This window comes from Mesorhizobium bavaricum (genome assembly GCF_056781655.1).
Map to the genome: position 1 here is coordinate 192771 of NZ_CM165566.1, position 19009 is coordinate 211779.

The following is a 19009-nucleotide window of genomic DNA, read 5'->3' on the forward strand; positions in this document are numbered from 1 at the left end:
TGGGAGACAGGACTGACGCTTTTGCGCCGCGCAGCCAGAGGCCGCGCGGCGATGCTTTTTGCTCGCGGCTCCTAAGCTACCAGCCGGGCAATGCGCTGCAGGCGACGCAGCGTGGTGTCGTCCTGCAGCGCCTGCTGGAAGAGCGAAATCTCCTGGTCGATGCGGTCGCACAGCGCGCCGGTGTTGCCCTTGAGCAGGCCGCGTGTCTGCAGCAAGGCGGCGACCGGCTTCTTGACAAGCTGTCTCGCCCGGCCGAGGGCCGCTTCCTCGACGCTGCCACCCGGCACGATCTCGGCGACGAGGCCCAGCGCCCTTGCGTCCTCGGCGCGAAGCGTGTCGCCGAGGCAGAAGAAGCGGAAAGCACCGGCATAGCCGAGCTTCTGCGGCGCCAGGATGCTGGTCGCCGCATCCGGCACCAGGCCGAAATCGACGAACGGGACCCGGAACGTGCTTTGATCGGACGCAATCACCATGTCGCAATGGAACAGGATGGTGCAACCGACGCCGACGGCATCGCCATCGACGCAGGCAAGGATGGGCTTTGGAAACGTCGCCAGCGTGCGGAACAGATCGGTGACGGCGGCGATCAGTTTCTGGTGCTTGGTGGCGTCGAGGAATTCGGAGAAATCGCCGCCGAGACAGAAGCAGCCTGCCAGGCCGCGCAGCACGACGACGCGGACCTCCTCATTGTCGGCGGCTTCGTGGAAGGTCTTCGCCAGGCTTTCGTAGGCTCTTCTGTCCAGCACCGGCCGACCGTCACCTGAGGATACAGTGACGATCAGCGTGTGGTTGCGGAGTTCGGGTTGCGGGTGTGCGCCCATGACTGTCTCCGATCTCATGACGCGCGCCTTTGCCCGAGCATGTCGGGATATCCCCTGGCGAGCACGGGGGCAAAATGATTGCGGCGCGAACGCACCACATCGAGCGTGTGCTCGTTGAAGGTAAGCAGGGTGGCGACGACCTGCTGGTTACCATAGGTGCGCTGATAGCCCAGCGGGGTCGCCAGGAAATGCAGCTGCAATGCACGCAGCACCCACATCGGCTCGAACTCGATGATCATCTGGTTGACGTCGCGCTTCAGCCCCCACTCGACGAAGCCGGCAATCAGCTCGGTGCCGACAGTCGACACACCGCGCCGGCCATCGCGGTAACCGGGAGCGACCGCATAACGGGTCAACTCGTATATGCTCGGTCCGGAGGGTGGCGTTCCCTCAAAGAGATCGGTCAGCACCTCGGTCAGAAGATGCCCGCGTGTCGTCGGCAAGAGCCTCTGGTAGCCTGCGACTTCACTGCCCCTGATGACGATTTGATGGACGGCTTCGTCATGATCGAACTGATCGCATTCGAGCCCGTCGGGGCGCCTGAGATCATCCCATCCCATCTCCTCGACGAATATCTTGTAGCGCAGGCGATGGACGGCCTCCCAAAGGTCTGGACGTTCCATCAATTCTTGGGTTGAGAGAAAAAAGCATACCGTCATCTCCTGGTTCCAGAGGAAGATACGGCCGTGCTTCGATGAGAAAATTGCGTGATCGCGTAGGCTAGAATTGCTAGGCCGGCACGGCCGACCTAACTAATGTAGCCGCGCCTTATCGCTTCCGCGACGGCCTGCACCCGGTTGACGGCACCAAGTTTGCTTTTGGCGTTAAGAAGATGTTTCTCCGAGGTGTGTTCGGAGATGCCGAGGATTTGCGAAATCTCCCATTCGGACTTGCCGACGGCGGCCCATTGCAGGCATTCGCGCTCGCGCGGCGTCAATACGATATGATCGATGGTCTTGTCCGCCATCGTATGGAGCTGCATGGCGCGGCCGACCGCATAGGTCGACACCAGCGACACCAGGCCAAACTCGGCCGCCGACAATTCGACTGCCTCGCCACCCAGCGATACCATGACGATCTGGCCGTCGAGCGTGATCAGCGGGAAGGCCAGTCCGTCGCGCAACTTGAACACGCCGGCATCGCCCATCACTTCGCCGCTGCCCTTGTCGATGCGGGCGCCCTGCGAGGCTTCGCGCCACTGGAACGGCGCCTGCAGCTGCTTCATGTGGCTGACGACCGGGTCGTGATCGACATAGTTGCGCGCGACATAGCGCTCCAGCCATTCAACAGGCCAGTCACAGAGAAGCACATGCTGCTTTTGCTGGCCGGCCGGCGTGCCAGGCTGCGGCACGGTTCCCGCCATCAGTGCGGTGAGTCCGAAATCCGACGTTATGCCCAGCAGCTTTTCACAGACTGCCGCCGCCGTTCCGGCGTGTTGTAGCTGATCTATGTATTCCAGCGTGCGATCGAACTGACCCATCGCAACATCAACCCCATGTTGCCTCATGCATTAAGACCGATGGTCCATGCCTGCTTTGCATTTCGCCACGGTCCATGGATTGCAAAGCGCTCGTTTCCGGTTGTGGTTCTCAACCCTGGTCCCCCACCAAGGCAGCCACTGCTATTTGCAATCCCCCTAAAGCATACCCTGAAATCGACGCTTTGAAATCAAAAAGCATTGTACCTGTGTCATTTTCGTACCAAAACCCTGCCAACACGACTGCGGCGGAGTTTATCGTGGCGTTACAGTGGAGGTTTTTGACTCTTGCGTCGGTGCTGGTCGGAGCGCTGTCGGTCGCCGGTGCCGCGCGCGCCGCCCAGCCGCAGGTTCCGGTGCTATGGGATGCCAAGGAGCGGTTGCCGAAGCCGGACCTTTCGGCGCTGCCCCGGTTGCGATTCCTGACGACCACGGATTTCCCACCCTTCAATTTCCTCGATGGTGCAGGAAAGCTGTCCGGTTTTCACATCGATCTGGCGCGCGCCATCTGCGCCGAGCTCGGCATTGTCGACAAATGCCAGATCCAGGCCTTGCCCTGGGCCGAGCTGGAGACAGCGCTGCAGAAAGGCGAAGGCGAGGCGATCATCGCCGGCATCGCCGCAACACCGGAATCGCGTTCGACATACGCCTTCTCACGCTCCTACCTGCAGTTCCCGGCACGCTTCGTCGTGCCGAAGAACAAGGCGCTGGTCGAACCGGTCTTCGACAAGCTGCGCGGCAAGCGTGTCGGCGTGGTCGCCGGCTCGGCGCATGAGCGCATGCTGCGCGACTACTTCAACACCGTTCAGATCGTCCCCTTCGACAGGCCGGAAGATCTCTATGCCGATCTCAAGGCCGGCAAACTCGACGCCGCCTTCGGCGACGGCATGCGCCTGGCCTTCTGGCTTGGGGGCTCGGACGCGGCGGGCTGCTGCCGCTTTGCCGGCGGCCCATATCTGGCGCCCGAATATCTGGGGTCGGGCATGGCCATCGCCACCAGGGCTGACGACCCGGCGCTGGCCGCAGCACTCGACTACGCGCTGCAGGAGATCTCGATGAAAGGCACGTTCGCCGAATTCTATTTGCGCTATTTTCCGGTCAGTTTTTTCTAGGCGAACACAGAGCCGACTTAGGTCAAGGTACGCAGCCGCGCCTTGGCGGCACGGCCGATGGCAGCGACAGTCAGCGTGTCGAGATCGAGCTGACGCCGGATGAGCTGCAGCACCCGCACTTCTTCCATGCGCATTTCGAGATCGACGGCGGCCACTTCGAAGGCGGCGGCATAGGCGGTGTCACGCAAGCGCTCGGGCAGAACCTCGGCAACCCGCGCAAGAACGCCTTCCAGCCCGTCCTTTTCTAGCAGCATCTGCTGGCAAGCCTGGGCGACGCCGACCAGCCGGTCGTGGTTGAAATCCTCGAACACCGGCCATGAGCGGACGACCTCGCCGATTCGTGCCAGTTCGACATCGGTCATGTCGCGATCGGAGGCCGAGGTGATGACCATCAGGTAGATCAGCGCTTCATGCGGCGTCGGCAACGACATTCTTTTCTCCTTGAATGGGCTCCGAAAGTAGGAACGCAGTATCTGCACCGCAAGGAAAAAGCGTTGCACGCGTTGACGCTCCGGCGATGCACGCCTAGAGACCGGTTGAAAACCCCTGCTCCGGCCCCTCTTCGAATGATCTGGCCCGGCGAATGATTTGGAAAACAGTGACATGGCGGGATCAAACATCATCGATCTCAATCCCGAGCTGCTGGCGGCTGCGACCGAGAGCAAGGCATGGCCGTTCGAGGAAGCCAAGAAGATCATCGAACGCTACAAAGGCACCGACTTTCCCGAAACAATCCTGTTCGAGACCGGTTACGGACCGTCCGGCCTGCCGCATATCGGCACCTTCGGCGAGGTGGCGCGCACGTCGATGGTGCGGCATGCCTTCCGCGTCCTGACGCAGGACAAGGTTGCGACCAAGCTGCTGTGCTTTTCCGACGACATGGACGGCATGCGCAAGATACCCGACAGCGTGCCGGATCGCGCAGCGCTGGAGCAGCACCTGCACAAGCCGCTGTCGTCGGTCCCCAACCCTTTCGGCGGCGACTACGCGAGCTTTGCCGATCACAACAACGCGATGCTTTGCCGCTTCCTAGACACGTTCGGCTTCGACTACGAGTTCGCCAGCGCGACGCAATATTACAAGTCGGGCCGCTTCGACACGATGCTGCTGCGCGCGGCCGAACGCTATGACCAGATCATGGCGGTGATGCTGCCAACGCTCGGCCCCGAGCGGCAGGCGACCTACAGCCCGTTCCTGCCGATTTCGCCGAAGAGCGGCCGCGTGCTGTACGTGCCGATGAAGCATGTCGACGCCAAGGCCGGCACCGTCACCTTCGACGACGAGGGCACCGAGACCACACTTTCGATCACCGGCGGCAGGGTGAAGCTGCAGTGGAAGCCGGATTTCGGCATGCGCTGGGCAGCGCTTGGCGTCGATTTCGAGATGTTCGGCAAGGACCATCAGACCAATGCGGTGGTCTATGACCGCATCTGCAACATTCTGGGCGGGCGCGCGCCGGAGCATTTCGTCTACGAACTGTTCCTGGACGAGAACGGCCAGAAGATCTCGAAGTCGAAGGGCAACGGGTTGACCATCGACGAGTGGCTGACCTATGCGCCGACAGAAAGCCTAGGGCTCTATATGTACCAGCGGCCGCGGCAGGCCAAGAAACTGTATTTCGACGTCATCCCGAGGGCGGTGGACGAGTATTACACTTTCCTTGCCGCCTATATCAGGCAGGACTGGAAGGAGCGGCTCGGCAACCCGGTCTGGCATATGCATGACGGCAACCCGCCTGCCATCGACATGCCGGTGCCGTTCTCGCTGCTGCTCAATCTGGTCAGCGCCTCCAACGCGCAGAACAAGGATGTGCTGTGGGGCTTCATTTCGCGCCATACCCAAGGCGTGACGCCAAAGACGCATCCCGAGCTCGACCAGCTGGTCGGCCACGCGATCCGCTATTTCGACGATTTCGTGAAGCCGACGAAAACCTTCCGCCCGGCCGACGAGGTCGAGCGCGAAGCGCTGGCAGCCCTCGACACGGCGCTTGGCGCGCTGCCGGCAGACGCCAACGGCGAAGCGATCCAGAACGCTTCGCTCAACGTCGCGCGCAGGATCGAACGCTATCAGGATCATTCCAAACAGAGCCCGGAAGGCGGGCCCGGCGTATCGGGCGCCTTCTTCCAGATGATCTACCAGGTGCTGATCGGCCAGGAGCGCGGCCCGCGCTTCGGCTCGTTCGCGGCGCTCTATGGCATTGCCGAGACGCGGGCGCTCATTGAGCGGGCGCTGGCTGGTCAGTTGGCTTGAGCACGCCGTCGACCTCTTCCAGGATCGAGCTCGGCGCCTGAGGCGCCGGGCTCGGTGCGGCCGGCATCGCCGGCATGCCGGACAGGTTCGGCGCCAATCCAAAAATGCCTTTCTTCGCTGTGCGGGCCTTGTCGCCGGCCTCGACATAGGGCCCACCCTTGGCGGCCCGCGCCCAGCCGTTCTCGACCAACCATTGGCCGACATCCTGCTTGCCGATCCGGCATTCGGCGGCGATCAGGTCGCGACCGCCCTCGGGCGGCACGGTACAGACCACCGCCCGACCGCGCAGGAAGGCGCGGAACGCTGTCCGCGCCCGGACGCCGCACGGCCAGGATTTGCCGTCATCGCTACAGGTCTCGTCCTGCCTGACGACGTCGACGCCGGAAACCGCGACCGAATAGCCCTTCGCCTGGATCAGGCCGGCAGCCGGCGCAACCGGCTGGAACAGCTTTGTCCCGTTCCAGTCGTCGGGCATTTTCGGCTTGGGCGGCACGGCCAGCGCCAGCTTGCTCAACGGCGCGCGCGGCTCGACACGCTCAAGTCCCTCGGCGGGCAGTTCAGGTGGCGCGATAGTTTCGGGATCGATCGCCCTCGAATGTGGCGCCGGCTTTGGCGGCTGCGGGGTTGATATGGCTGAGGTGACCGGCTCTTCGGGCACCGTCCCGGCGCCCTCCTGCGGGAGCGTATCGGTGCCCGGATCAACCTGATCCACCGTGATCACACTTTCGCTTCCTTTCAGCGCGCGACCGCCAGCGACGACGATCGCCGCCATCACAGGGACCATCAGAACCGCCAGGGCAAGATGAGGGAGCCGCACCGGCCGGGCCTACTGGCTTGCCCAGACGATCCGCGCCACCCATTCGACATCGCGCATGGGAATGTCGCGGTCCGGATGATCGGGATTGAGCGAGACCAGCGCAATCGACTTGACGGTCTGGCGCTCGAGCACCTTGGCCATCACCTCGCCGGCGGTGGTCTTGACGACGACGCGATCGCCCTTGCGGGTGACGGCGCCCGGCTCGACGATGAGAACGTCGCCATTGCGGTAGAGCGGGAGCATGGAATCACCTTGCACCTGCAGCGCATAGGAGCTCTCGGTCGATTGCGCCGGCAGCTCAACCAGATCCCAGCCCTGCCCGGCCGGAAAGCCCGCATCGTCGAAGAAGCCGCCGGCGCCGGCCTGGGCAAAGCCGAGCAACGGCACGGAGCGTATGCGGGCGACCGATGCGGCCTGGACGGATCCGGCGCGGCCTTCGATCAGGCCGGTGAATTCGTCGAGGGAAGCGCCCGTCGCCTCGATGATCTTGGCCAGCGATTCGGTCGAAGGCCAGCGCGGGCGGCCGTCCGACGACAGACGTTTCGACTTGTTGAAGGCGGTCGAATCGAGCCCCGCGCGCCGGGCCAGGCCCGAAGCCGACAGCGAATAGCGTTCGGCGAGAGCATCTATGGCAGCCCAGACACGGTCATGCGAGAGCAATCTCGCTCTCCCTCTAAACAGGAAAAAATGCCTCTTCCTGTCTAACGCGCCACCGCCGCGATGTCCACCGGGTGCGGCCGGATCGCCAACAAAACTCTGTGCCGCCATAACAGCGCAACCCGCCCTGGCGTGCTTTGCGCGTCCCAAGGACGCGCGGCACTGTAGTCACGCCCAGACATACATCGGCTGGCGTCAGGCCGCCTGCTTCACGGCACCCTTGGCGTAGGGATCGAAGCGCTGGTAGAAGGTCTCGCCCTTCTCGGCCATGTCGAGCAGCAGCCTGGGCGCCTTGAATTCGGCGCCGTATTTCTTCTGCAGGCTCTTGGCGATCTTGACGAATGCCTTGGCGCCGATGCCGTCGATATAAGACAGCGCGCCGCCGGTGTAGGGCGCGAAGCCGAAGGCCAGGATCGAGCCGACATCGGCCTCGCGCGGATCGGTGACGATGCCCTCTTCCATCACCCGCGCCGCTTCCAGCGCGATGGTGACCATGAGCCGCTGCTGCAGCTCCTCGTAATCGACCTTCTCCGGTGCCAGCTGCGGATAGAGGTCCTTGAGGCCCGGCCACAGCTTCTTCTTGGCCGGCTTGGCGGGATAGTCGTAAAAACCCTTGCCGTTCTTGCGGCCGAAGCGGCCATGGGTATCGACCAGGGTGTTGATCAGCGCCATCTGCTTCTGGTCGACCGCCTTGTCGCCGAGATCGCGCATGGTCTGCTTCATGATTTTCTGCGCGAGGTCGATGGCCGTTTCGTCGGTGAGCGCCAGCGGGCCAACCGGCATGCCGGCGGCCTTTGCCGCGTTCTCGATCATTGGCGCAGGTACGCCTTCGATCAGCATCTTGTAGGCTTCCGACATGTAGCGCAGCACGCAGCGGTTGACGTAGAAGCCGCGCGTGTCGTTGACGACGATTGGCGTCTTCTTGATGGCACGGACGAAGTCGATCGCGGTGGCCAACGCCTTGTCACCGGTCTTCTTGCCCAGAATGATCTCGACCAGCATCATCTTGTCGACCGGCGAAAAGAAGTGGATGCCGATGAAGTTTTTCGGCCGCGCCGAATTCTTGGCCAGCGACGAGATCGGGATGGTCGAGGTGTTGGACGCAAAGATCGCTGACGGCTTCAGCACGGCTTCCGCCTGTTCGGTGGCGCTCTTCTTGACGGCGGAATCCTCGAACACCGCTTCGACCACCAGATCGCAACCGGCGAGATCGGCATAGTCGGCCGTCGGCGTGATCAGCGACAGCAACTTGTCCTTCTCCTCGGGCTTGGCGCGGCCCTTCTTCACCTGATCCGAGGCCAGGCTGTCGGAATGCGCCTTGCCCTTGGCGGCCGACTCCATGTCACGGTCGAGCAGCACCACCGGAATACCCGCCTTGGCGGTGACATAGGCAATGCCGGCGCCCATGAAGCCGGCGCCGAGAATGCCGATCTTCTTGAACCTGGTTTCCGGCACTGCGGCCGGACGACGCGCGCCCTTGTTCAGCTCCTGCAGCGAGACGAACAGCGAGCGGATCATCGCCGCCGCTTCCTTGGTCTGCATGATCTCGGTGAAATAGCGCTGCTCGATGCGCAGCCCGGTGTCGAACGGCACCAGCAGGCCTTCATAGACGCATTTCAGGATCGCGGCAGCGGCAGGATAGTTGCCATAGGTCTCTCGACGCAGGATGGCGATGGCCGGCGGCCAGAGATTGGCGCCCGCCACTGAATAGATCGGACCGCCGGGCAGCTTGAAGCCCTTCTCGTCCCACGGCGCCACTGGCTTCAGGCCGTTCCTGATCATCGCCTTGGCGGTGTCGACCAGCCTGGCCGGCTCGGCGATCTCATGGATCAGGCCCATCGACTTGGCCTTCTGCGGCGACAGCGTCTGACCGGAGGTCAGCATCTGCAGGGCCTGCTGCTGATCGGTTAGCCGCGGCACGCGCTGGGTGCCGCCGGCGCCCGGGAAGATGCCGATCTTCACCTCGGGAAGCGCCATCCTGACCTTGTCGCTATCGGCCGCGACACGGCCGTGGCAAGCGAGTGACAATTCGAAGGCGCCGCCCATGCAGGTGCCGTTGATCGCCGACACCCAGGGCTTGCCCGACGTCTCAAGCTTGCGGAACAGGCCGGTCATATAGCCGGCATTGTCGAAAAGCGCTCTGGTGGCCTTTTCGACATCCTTTTCCTTTTCGGCGGCGAAGGTGGTCAGCATCTTCTGAAGCAAGGTGATGTCGGCGCCGCCGGAGAAGCTGTCCTTGCCGGAGGTGATCACTGCGCCCTTGATGGCGGCGTCACCCGCCACCTTGTCGACGATGGCGTTCAGTTCCAGCATCGCCTCTTCGGTGAAGACATTCATCGACCGGCCCGGCATGTCCCAGGTGAGCAGCGCGATGCCATCGGTATCGATGTCGAGGGTGAAATTGGTGTAGCTCATCGCTTCTCTCCCCGTCAGACGCGTTCGATGATCGTTGCGGTGCCCATGCCGGCACCGATGCACAACGTCACCAAAGCGGTGTTCAAATCGCGGCGCTCGAGTTCGTCAAGCACCGTGCCGAAGATCATCGCGCCGGTGGCGCCGAGCGGATGACCCATGGCGATGGCGCCGCCGTTGACGTTGATCTTGTCGTGCTCGATATCGAAAGCCTGCATGTAGCGCAGCACGACAGAAGCGAAGGCCTCGTTGAGCTCGAACAGATCGATGTCGGACAGCTTCATCTTGGCGCGCTTCAACAGCTTCTCGGTGACGTCGACCGGACCGGTCAGCATCAGCACCGGTTCGGAGCCGATGTTGGCGAAGGTGCGGATGCGGGCGCGCGGCTTCAGCCCCATCGCCTTGCCGGCCTTCTTAGAGCCGAGCAGCACGGCGGCGGCGCCGTCGACGATGCCGGACGAATTGCCGGCATGGTGGACGTGATTGACCTCTTCCACCTCGGGGTGCTTCTGCACGGCAACAGCATCGAAGCCGCCCATTTCGCCAGGCATGATGAAGGACGGGTTGAGCGAGGCCAGCGACTGCATGTCGGTTGACGGGCGCATATGCTCGTCATGGTCGAGGATGGTCAGGCCGTTCTGGTCCTTGATCGGAATGACGGAGTTCTTGAATCGGCCATCGGCCCAGGATCTTGCCGCGCGCTTCTGGCTCTCGACCGCATAGGCGTCGACGTCGTCGCGCGAGAAGCCGTATTTGGTGGCGATCAGGTCGGCCGAGATGCCTTGCGGCACGAACCAGCCGGGCAGGCCGACCGAAGGATCCATGAACCAGGCGCCGCCGGAGGCGCCCATGCCGACGCGCGACATCGATTCGACACCACCGGCGATGACGATCTCATCGGCGCCCTGCGCGATCTTGGCGGCGCCGAAATTGATGGCGTCGAGGCCGGACGCACAGAAGCGCGAGATCTGCATGCCGGGCGCCTTAGTGTCATAGCCGGCCTCGAAGGCGGCGGCGCGCGGAATGACCGAACCCGCCTCGCCGACCGGATCGACGCAGCCGAAGATGATGTCATCGACTGTGCCGGTGTCGAGCCCATTGCGGTCGCGCAACGCTTCGAGTGTCTTGGCAGCAAGCCGCACCGCCGGCACCTCGTGCAGCGATCCGTCCTTCTTGCCCTTGCCGCGCGGCGTGCGCACAGCATCATAGACATAAGCTTCGGCCATATTTTTGCTCCTTGGGTTTATCGAACGCAGCTCAGAGCGAGCGTCCGATCAGCAATTTCATGATCTCGTTGGTGCCGCCGTAGATGCGCTGGACGCGAGCGTCGCGGAACATGCGGGCGATCGGATATTCATTCATGTAGCCATAGCCGCCATGCAATTGAAGGCATTCATCGACGACCTTTCCCTGCAGGTCGGACAGCCAGTACTTGGCCATCGATGCGGTCACCGGATCGAGGCCGCCGGCGATGTGGCGGGTCACACAATCATTGTAGAAGACACGGCCGATGGTCGCTTCGGTCTTGAGTTCGGCCAGCTTGAACTGGGTGTTCTGGAAATCGATGATCGCCTTGCCGAACGCCTTGCGTTCCTTGACGTAGTCGATGGTCAGCGCCAGCGCCCGCTCGATCATGGCGATCGCCCCGGTGCCGATCTGCAGCCGCTCCTGCGGCAATTGCTGCATCAGCTGGACAAAGCCCTGCCCTTCCTCATGGCCGAGCAGATTGGAGGTCGGCACGCGCATATCGTTGAAGAACAGCTCCGAGGTGTCGTTGGCCTTCAGCCCGATCTTGTCGAGGTTGCGGCCGCGCTCGAAGCCTTCGACCTCATCGGTCTCGACGACGATCAGCGAGGTGCCCTTGGCGCCCTTCTCCGGATCGGTCTTGGTGACGACGATGATGAAGTTGGCCAACTGACCGTTGGTGATGAAGGTCTTGGAGCCGTTGATCTTGTACTGGTTGCCATCCTTCTGCGCCCGCGTCTTGACGCCTTGCAGGTCGGAGCCGGCGCCGGGCTCGGTCATGGCGATGGCGCCGATCAATTCGCCGGTCGCCAGCCTCGGCAGCCATTTCTTCTTCTGCTCTTCTGAGCCGTAGTGCAGGACGTAGGGAGCGACGATCGAATTGTGCAGGCCGATGCCGAAACCGTCGACGCCGACATGGCCGATCGCCTCGATGATGGCGCTCTCATGCGCGAAGGTACCGCCCGAGCCGCCATACTCCTCCGGCATCGAGGCACAGAGCAGGCCGGCAGCTCCGGCCTTGCGCCAGCTCTCGCGGTCGACCATCTCGTTCTTCTCGAATTCGTCGTAGCGCGGCGCGATCTCCTCCGACATAAAGCGGTGCGCCATGTCGTAGAGCATGCCGACCTCATCCGCCGCCCAGGCGGGCTTCGGCAAAGAGAGCACTTCGGCGGGATTTGTCGCCACGATTTCCTCCGCGTATCGACAGACAGGACCGGCGGTGCCGGCGTTCGAGCTTAGAACGCTTCCGCCGGCAGAGCCATCAGCGTATCGGCACCGCTCGAAATGCGGGCGAGGTGAGCGCCGGTCTCCGGCATGATCCGCTCCATGAAGAAGCGCGCCGTCACAACCTTGTTGTCGTAGAAGGACTGGGAACCGTTGGCGCCCGTTTTGCCAAGTGCCGCCTTGGCCATCTGCGCCCACATATAACCCAGCGCCACAAGGCCGAAGAGATGCATGAAATCGGTCGAGGCGGCGCCCGCATTGTCGGGCTTGGCCATGCCGTTCTGCAGCAGCCACATGGTCGCCGCCTGCAGATCGTTGAGGCCCTTCTTCAGGGCCTTGGTGAAGGGCGCCATCTTCTCGTCGGAGCGGTTTTCCTCGCAGAATTCGCCGACCTCCTTGAAGAAGGCCTGCACGGCGCGGCCGCCATTCAAACCGAGCTTGCGGCCGACGAGGTCGAGCGCCTGGATGCCGTTGGCGCCTTCATAGATCATGGCAATGCGGGCATCGCGCACGAACTGGCTCATGCCGTGTTCTTCGATATAGCCGTGACCGCCGAACACCTGCTGCGCCATGACGGCGTGGTCGAACCCCTTGTCGGTGAGCACGCCCTTGACCACCGGTGTCATCAGGCCGGTGTAGTCGTCGGCGGCCTGGCGGTCCTTGTCATCAGCGGAGCGGTGGGCGATGTCGGACTTGATCGCCGTCCACAGCGCCAGCGCGCGGCCTGCTTCGTTGAAAGCCTTCATGGTCATCAGGCTGCGGCGGATGTCGGGATGGACGATGATCGGGTCGGCTTTCTTGTCCGGCGCCTTCGGCCCCGACAGCGAGCGGCCCTGCAAGCGGTCCTTGGCGTAGGCGACGGCATTCTGATAGGCGATCTCCGACAGGGACAGCCCTTGCAGGCCAACGCCGAGCCGCGCCTCGTTCATCATCGTGAACATCGCCTTCAAGCCACCATTGGCCTCGCCGAGCAGCGTGCCTTCGGCCTCGTCATAGTTCATGACGCAGGTCGAATTGCCGTGGATGCCCATCTTCTCCTCGATCGAACCGCAGGAGACGGTGTTCCTCTTGCCCGGCTTGCCCGATGCATCGAGCTTGAGCTTCGGCACGATGAACAGCGAGATGCCCTTGACGCCTTCTGGCGCGCCTTCGATGCGGGCCAGCACCAGATGGACGATGTTGTCCGACATGTCGTGCTCGCCGGCCGAGATGAAGATCTTCTGGCCTGAAATCTTGTAGGTGCCGTCGCCATTCGGCACCGCCTTGGTGCGCAGCAGCCCAAGATCGGTACCGCAATGCGGCTCGGTGAGGTTCATGGTGCCGGTCCAGGCACCCTCGACCATCTTCGGCAGCCATTGGGCTTTCTGCTCGTCGGTGCCGTGGGTGATGATCGCCGCGATCGCGCCTTGCGTCAGGCCAGGATACATCATCAGCGACATGTTGGCCGACACCATATATTCGGCGACAGCGGTGTGCACGGCGTAGGGCAGGCCCTGGCCGCCGAACTCGACCGGTGCGGCCAGACCCATCCAGCCACCCTCGCGATACTGGTCGAAAGCCTCCTTGAAGCCTTTCGGCGTCGTCACCGAGCCGTCGTCATGGCGGACGCAGCCTTCCATGTCGCCGACACGGTTCAGCGGATGCATGACGTTTTCGGCGAGCTTGGCGCCTTCGGCGAGGATGGCCTCCAGCACATCGGGCGTGGCATCGGCAAATCCGGGAAGGTTCGAATAGCGCTGGTAGCCCAGCACCTCGTTGAGCACGAACAGCGTGTCCTGGACCGGGGCCCTGTATGTCGGCATGCTTTTTCTCCACCCTGCAGACCTGGTCCGAAAGCCCCCCAAGTCAGCCAGGGGCGGCATACGGACTTATGTTGGGGTCGGGATAGCAAAAATTGACGTTTGCGTAAACGTCAATTTTTTCGATGCGACAAGATTTCCCGCCCGCCGCGTGCAGCGAAGCGTAGCTGTGCGACGTCGCACACGCCAGCGCTGCATGGGCGTGGCCAAGACAACGAAAAGCCGCGCGGCAGGGCCACGCGGCTTTGATAGTCAGACAATCAGCGGATGACTTAACCCGCGACGCTCGCCTGCGGCGCCGAACGATCAGCCAGCATCTGGCGCACCGCCGACATCGAGCCGCTCAGTTCATTGATGGCGTCATCGATCAGCGCCCGCTGCTTCTGCAGGCGGGCAAGCTGCTTTTCCGACTTGTCCAGCGCCAGCCGCAACTGCTTGGTGTTGGAGCCGGTCGGATCGTAGAGGTCCATCATCTGCTTGACGTCGCGCAGCGAGAAGCCGACCTTGCGGCCAAGCAGGATCAGCTTCAGCCGGGCCTTGTCGCGGCGCGTGTAGAGACGGGTCGAACCGTCGCGCTGCGGGTTGAGCAGGTCCTTGTCTTCATAGAAACGCAGCGTGCGCAGCGTCACTCCATATTTCTTGGCCATCTCGCCGATGCGGACAAGGTCCTCGCTGGTTTCGACAGTCATATTGTTGGTATTGGCCGCGGTCTCGCCGGCCGAGATAAGCTTCATGGTCACTGGCTTTCCCCGTCTGGTGGCGTCGCGGTCCTTGACCGTGCGTCGCCTGACTGGAAGCGGGGGCTTGCTTCCGGTCGTGGTTTCAACAAACAAATCGCAAACAGCACGCTCGATGCGCCTTTTACGTTTACGTCAATTCTATACCGATAGCCGCCTCATGACGCAAGGGCGTTCTGCGCGCCGAGCTTTATGCCGCACCGTCAGGCCAGCATCCAACATCCTTGCAACTTATTAAGTTTGGTTAACGCGTTGTTTACCACGTTGGGCGAAATGTGGGCGCGTCGGCTACCCGTGTTTATCCTGTATCGAATTTTTCACGGTTTTTCGGAGCGCGGGTGAGAACCCGGGAAGCTCGTCTTCCACTGCGGCATAGCCGCTGTCGCCTCGTTCCGACAGGGACTTGGGGGAACCTGGCCGCGAGCCAGCCATTCTGAAAGACGGACGCAACGATGAACAGCAAGCGGTCCTATCTCGACACACTCAACGCCGGCAGGCAGCGCAGGCCGCAGACCACGCTCGAGCAGTTGAACCGTTCCCTCGAAACGCTGGAGCAGCGGCTGGAGCGGACGCGCGAGGACCCGATGGCACGTCCCGATCCCCGCCAACACGGCACCGACGCACGCTATCCCGCTGCCCACCCCACCGGCCAGCAGCGCTGGTATGAGGATCCGCAGCCGGCGCCGCGCCAGAAGAGCCCGATGCAGCCCGCCGCCGCTTTCGAGCAGAATTACCAGGCCATTGCCCGCGACATCGATCGCGTGCGCGGCCAGGAAGACGGCGTTGCCATGGTCGGCAAGATCGCCGGCGAGTTGCGCGGCATGCGCGAGGAACTGCGCCACCAGATGACGGCCGGGCTGCAGCGGGAATTCGAAGCGCTGCGCAATGACATCGAGCGGGCTTTCCAGTCAGGCGCCAAGCCCGGCGCCTCGACCAAGGGCAGCGCCGAACTCGGCCTTGAATTCGAGCGGCTTTCCGGCGCCATCCAGACCCTGGCCGAGAAAAGTGATGACAGAAGCGTCAACATGCTGCGGCTCGAGCTCGAGCAGGTCAAAGCCGCGCTTGACACACTGGCGCGCGAGGAGAGCGTGCAGAAGGTCGACCGCCGCTGGGACGATTTCGATCGCCGCTGGACAGCCTTCGAGGATCGCGTCGACGCCGATCAGCGCAAGCGCTCGGACGACCCTGGCCTGTCTGTTCTGACCGACCGGCTGGAGCAGATCAGCAATGCCGTCAACAACCTGCCGGAATCGCTGTCGCTGCGTTCGCTCGAGGAAAAGGTGCGCACGCTCGCCGGCGCCGTCGACCATTTTGCCAGCCAGCAGGACAATCGCGGCAGCGACACGCTTGGCATGATCGACGAGCGGCTGGACGAGATTTCCCGCGCCATCGTCGCCTCGACGGTCGCGGCGCAAGCCAATTCATTCGACCACGAAGCCTTCGAGCGCATCGAGAGGCGGATCGACTCGCTTGCCCAGCAGATCGAGGAGGTGGCGCAGGACCGTCCCGGCAATGCGGTCATGGACCGGCTGAGCACGCTGTCGAGCCGTGTCGACGAGCTCGCCGGCCGCGCCAACCTGCCCGAGCAGGCGATGGAGCGCCTGGCCAAGCAGATCGCCCTCATCGCCGACAAGATCGACCAGGCGCCGGCCATGCCTGACGCCGACTATATCTTCCACGGACTGGAGCAACGCTTCGACGTGCTGTCGGGCATGATGGAACGCCGGCAGGGTGACGCCATCGAACAGGGCAACATGCTGTTTCGCGATCTCGAACGACGGTTGGACGAGGTCGCCGACAGGCTGGACCAGCGCATGCCGCAAGTCGACAGCGCCGGCATCATGGAAGCCATCGACGCTCGCTTCACCGCGCTGGCCAAGCGCATCGAAACGCGTGTTCCCGATCCCGCAGGCGAAGCGGCGATCCGGGGCCTGGAGAGCCGGCTCGAAGACATCTCAAGCCGGCTGGACGCGTCGGCCGCGCAGGTGGCCGGCATCGATCCGGCGCTCATCCGCAGCCTGGAGGCGCAGGTCGCCGGTCTGTCCCTACACCTTTCAAAGCCCAGCACGCCGCTGCCGGAATTCGAGGACATCAGCCCGCGTCTCAACGAGATCGAGAAGTCGCTGGCCGGAACCCGCGATTCCATCCTCGGCGCGGCGCGCGAAGCAGCCGAGAACGCTGTGCGTTCACTGGCCGGTTCGAGCGCCAACACGACGGCCGTTTCCGGCCTCGCCCAGGACCTGAAGACGCTTGAAACACTGACGCGGCGCTCGGACGAGCGCAATTCGAGAACGTTCGAGGCCATCCACGACACGCTGCTCAAGATCGTCGACAGGCTGGGTTCGCTGGAACCCGGCGAGCCGGTCGAGGCGGTGAGCGAACTCCTGGATGCGGCGTCTGTCGAACCGAACAGCCGGCGCGGCGCGCGGCGCTCCAAGATGGCCGTCGATGCCCCGTCGATGGATATCGATCACCCGATGCCGCTGACCGGAGACATGGCCGATCTCGATGGCCGCGCCGCTGCCATCCTGCGCAATGAGCCGGGTTCGCGAAATGAACCGGGCATGCGCAGCGACCCGGGCACGCGCTCGCCGGCCGAGGCCGCCGCTGCCGCGGCCATGGCTGCTCTCAGCTCCGACACGATCGCCGAGAAAAGTGAACAGGCAGGCGGACGCAAATCGTTGTTCGGCGGGCTGGCACGTGCATTCAAAGGCAAGAAGGAGGCGGACATTCCACCGCTGGCCGGCTCGGCGCCGACTGCCTCGATCCCGCGTGTCGACCTCGACGAACCGCTTGACCCGAAAATGGCCAACCGGCCGCTGGAGCCCGGTTCCGGCGCACCTGATCTCAATGCCATCATGAAGCGCGTGCGTGACGAGCGCGGCCAGCCGGCCAAGTCGAGCGAAACCGATGCCGCCAAGTCGGACTTCATTGCGGCCGCCCGGCGTGCGGCGCAGGCCGCTGCCGCCGAAGCCGATGCCCTGAAGCGGCAATCGACGATGACCGGACCGGTCAAGGCGCTGCGGATCGGCGACCTGCTCAAGGCGCGGCGCAAGCCGATCCTGATGGCGGCCGCCGCAATCATGCTGGCGCTTGCCGGCCTGCAGCTGGGCAAGGCTTTCTTCGCCGATCCGGCGCAGGTGGCGAGCAACGACGCCGCGCCGATCGTCGCCCCGCAACCGGTGCAAACCGCCTCGGTGGACACCGCAGCCCAGCCGAAAAAGGACGTTCAGCCCTCGGCGGTGGAAAGCGCACCGGCCCGTGCCGTCAGACAGGCCGAGCCGTCCGAACCGGCAACCAAGGATGACATGGCCGCGCAAGGTACGATGGCCACGCCGCCAACCATCGAGCCGTCGATGGATGCCGCGCCTCCTGCGGAGCCGGTTCCCGCGCCTGTTGCTTCGACCACGCCCGCCGATGCGAACGCGGCGGCGTCCGACACGTCAGCTTCAGCGGGTTCGGCCCCGGCTGCCGCGACCGCCGCGCAAGCGAGCGATGCCGATACCGAGCCAATGGCGGCCGAGCCGACCACCGCCAAGGACACGACAGGCGCGGTTCCGCCGGCGGATGCTTCGCCGGCGGCCACGGCCAAGATCGACATTCCCACCGACGTCGGCCCAGTCGCCTTGCGCGATGCCGCCGGCAATGGCGACGCCAAGGCGTTGTTCGAGATCGGTTCGCGCTACGCCGAGTCGCGCGGCGTCAAGGAAGACTTGGCGGCAGCCGCCAAATGGTACGAAAAATCAGCGGAGCTCGGCTTCGCGCCGGCCGAATACCGCATTGGCAATTTCTACGAGAAGGGCATCGGCGTCGCGCGCGATATCAAGAAAGCGAAGACCTGGTACCAGCTCGGCGCCGAGCAGGGCAACGCCAGCGCCATGCACAATCTGGCCGTGCTGTTCGCCATGGCCGCGGATGGTGTCACCGACAACGAATCGGCTGCGCACTGGTTCCAGGCGGCCGCCGACGTCGGCGTCAAGGACAGCCAGTTCAACCTCGGCATCCTCGCCGCCAAGGGCGTCGGCATGAAGCAGAACCTCGAGGAATCCTACAAATGGTTCGCCCTCGTCGCCAAGACCGGCGACAAGGATGCAGCGGCCAAGCGCGACGAGATCGCCAATGCTTTGCGGCCCGAGCAGCTCGAACGCGCCCGCGCTGCGGCCGAACTGTGGAAGGCCAAGCCGCTGGATGCGGCAGCCAATTCGGCCGACATTCCCGAATCCTGGCAGGACGGCACGCCGCAGACGACCGCCAGCATCGACATGAAGAAGGCTGTCCAGAACATCCAGCGCATTCTCAACAAAAATGGCTACGATGCGGGCGACGCCGACGGCAAGATGGGCGAGAAGACGAAGACCGCGATCATGGCTTTCCAGACCGACAACAAGATGCCGGCGACCGGCGCGGTCGATGAAAAACTGGTCAAGGCGCTGCTGGCGCGCAAATAACGGCAGATGC

The 19009-nt window shown here is 63.6% G+C and carries 14 protein-coding genes; 3 read left to right on the forward strand and 11 right to left on the reverse strand.

The annotated features are described in order from the left end of the window. Positions 1 to 71 precede the first annotated feature (71 nt). From AC1RZR_RS01020 to AC1RZR_RS01030, 3 genes are all read right to left on the reverse strand, one after another. Positions 72 to 839, reverse strand: a complete 768-nt coding sequence (locus AC1RZR_RS01020) for an enoyl-CoA hydratase-related protein (RefSeq protein ID WP_481827386.1) — start codon at positions 837 to 839, stop codon at positions 72 to 74. Continuing rightward, positions 836 to 1480 carry an acyl-homoserine-lactone synthase gene (locus AC1RZR_RS01025; RefSeq protein ID WP_481827387.1) on the reverse strand — a complete coding sequence of 215 codons (645 nt, stop codon included), beginning with the start codon at positions 1478 to 1480 and terminating at the stop codon, positions 836 to 838. Before AC1RZR_RS01025 ends, AC1RZR_RS01020 begins: the two co-directional genes overlap by 4 nt. Before the next feature lie 89 nt (positions 1481 to 1569). Then, the gene (locus tag AC1RZR_RS01030; protein ID WP_379107034.1) at positions 1570 to 2301 is read right to left on the reverse strand and encodes a helix-turn-helix transcriptional regulator; all 732 of its coding nucleotides are present in this window, start codon (positions 2299 to 2301) and stop codon (positions 1570 to 1572) included. A 278-nt stretch (positions 2302 to 2579) separates the two neighbouring features. Here AC1RZR_RS01030 and AC1RZR_RS01035 point away from each other — a divergent pair, with 278 nt between their 5' ends. Beyond that, entirely contained in the window at positions 2580 to 3410 is an 831-nt protein-coding gene (locus tag AC1RZR_RS01035) for an ABC transporter substrate-binding protein (protein ID WP_481827388.1), read from the forward strand. A 17-nt stretch (positions 3411 to 3427) separates the two neighbouring features. Here the strand turns inward: AC1RZR_RS01035 and AC1RZR_RS01040 are convergent, their stop codons facing one another. Further along, positions 3428 to 3841, reverse strand: coding sequence for a tellurite resistance TerB family protein (locus tag AC1RZR_RS01040; protein WP_477272808.1), 414 nt, complete (start codon positions 3839 to 3841; stop codon positions 3428 to 3430). 172 nt (positions 3842 to 4013) lie between these two features. Between AC1RZR_RS01040 and AC1RZR_RS01045 the strand changes: the two genes are divergently transcribed. After that, complete coding sequence (locus tag AC1RZR_RS01045) at positions 4014 to 5660, forward strand: lysine--tRNA ligase (protein ID WP_477272806.1); 1647 nt, start codon at positions 4014 to 4016, stop codon at positions 5658 to 5660. On the opposite strand, the gene AC1RZR_RS01050 is transcribed toward AC1RZR_RS01045, so the two are convergent. The 7 genes from AC1RZR_RS01050 to AC1RZR_RS01080 all read right to left on the reverse strand — a co-directional run bounded on the left by AC1RZR_RS01050 (position 5626) and on the right by AC1RZR_RS01080 (position 14548). Continuing rightward, on the reverse strand, positions 5626 to 6477 hold the full coding sequence (locus AC1RZR_RS01050) for a thermonuclease family protein (protein ID WP_477272804.1): 852 nt from the start codon (positions 6475 to 6477) through the stop codon (positions 5626 to 5628). The two genes, AC1RZR_RS01045 and AC1RZR_RS01050, sit on opposite strands and share 35 nt — an antisense overlap. Before the next feature lie 9 nt (positions 6478 to 6486). After that, a complete protein-coding gene (locus AC1RZR_RS01055; RefSeq protein WP_477272802.1) occupies positions 6487 to 7137 on the reverse strand; it encodes a S24 family peptidase in 651 nt (216 codons plus the stop codon). A gap of 192 nt (positions 7138 to 7329) precedes the next feature. Next, positions 7330 to 9549, reverse strand: coding sequence for a 3-hydroxyacyl-CoA dehydrogenase NAD-binding domain-containing protein (locus AC1RZR_RS01060; RefSeq protein ID WP_481827389.1), 2220 nt, complete (start codon positions 9547 to 9549; stop codon positions 7330 to 7332). Positions 9550 to 9563: 14 nt separating this feature from the next. Continuing rightward, positions 9564 to 10772, reverse strand: a complete 1209-nt coding sequence (locus AC1RZR_RS01065; RefSeq protein WP_481827390.1) for an acetyl-CoA C-acetyltransferase — start codon at positions 10770 to 10772, stop codon at positions 9564 to 9566. Positions 10773 to 10803: 31 nt separating this feature from the next. Continuing rightward, positions 10804 to 11976 carry an acyl-CoA dehydrogenase family protein gene (locus AC1RZR_RS01070; protein ID WP_481827391.1) on the reverse strand — a complete coding sequence of 391 codons (1173 nt, stop codon included), beginning with the start codon at positions 11974 to 11976 and terminating at the stop codon, positions 10804 to 10806. Positions 11977 to 12026: 50 nt separating this feature from the next. Next, on the reverse strand, positions 12027 to 13817 hold the full coding sequence (locus AC1RZR_RS01075; protein WP_477272793.1) for an acyl-CoA dehydrogenase: 1791 nt from the start codon (positions 13815 to 13817) through the stop codon (positions 12027 to 12029). 269 nt (positions 13818 to 14086) lie between these two features. Further along, positions 14087 to 14548 (reverse strand): MerR family transcriptional regulator, encoded by a 462-nt coding sequence (locus AC1RZR_RS01080; RefSeq protein WP_481829180.1) that lies wholly within the window; start codon positions 14546 to 14548, stop codon positions 14087 to 14089. Between the two features lie 455 nt (positions 14549 to 15003). Between AC1RZR_RS01080 and AC1RZR_RS01085 the strand changes: the two genes are divergently transcribed. Continuing rightward, a complete protein-coding gene (locus AC1RZR_RS01085) occupies positions 15004 to 18999 on the forward strand; it encodes a peptidoglycan-binding protein (protein WP_481827392.1) in 3996 nt (1331 codons plus the stop codon). Positions 19000 to 19009: the final 10 nt, after the last annotated feature.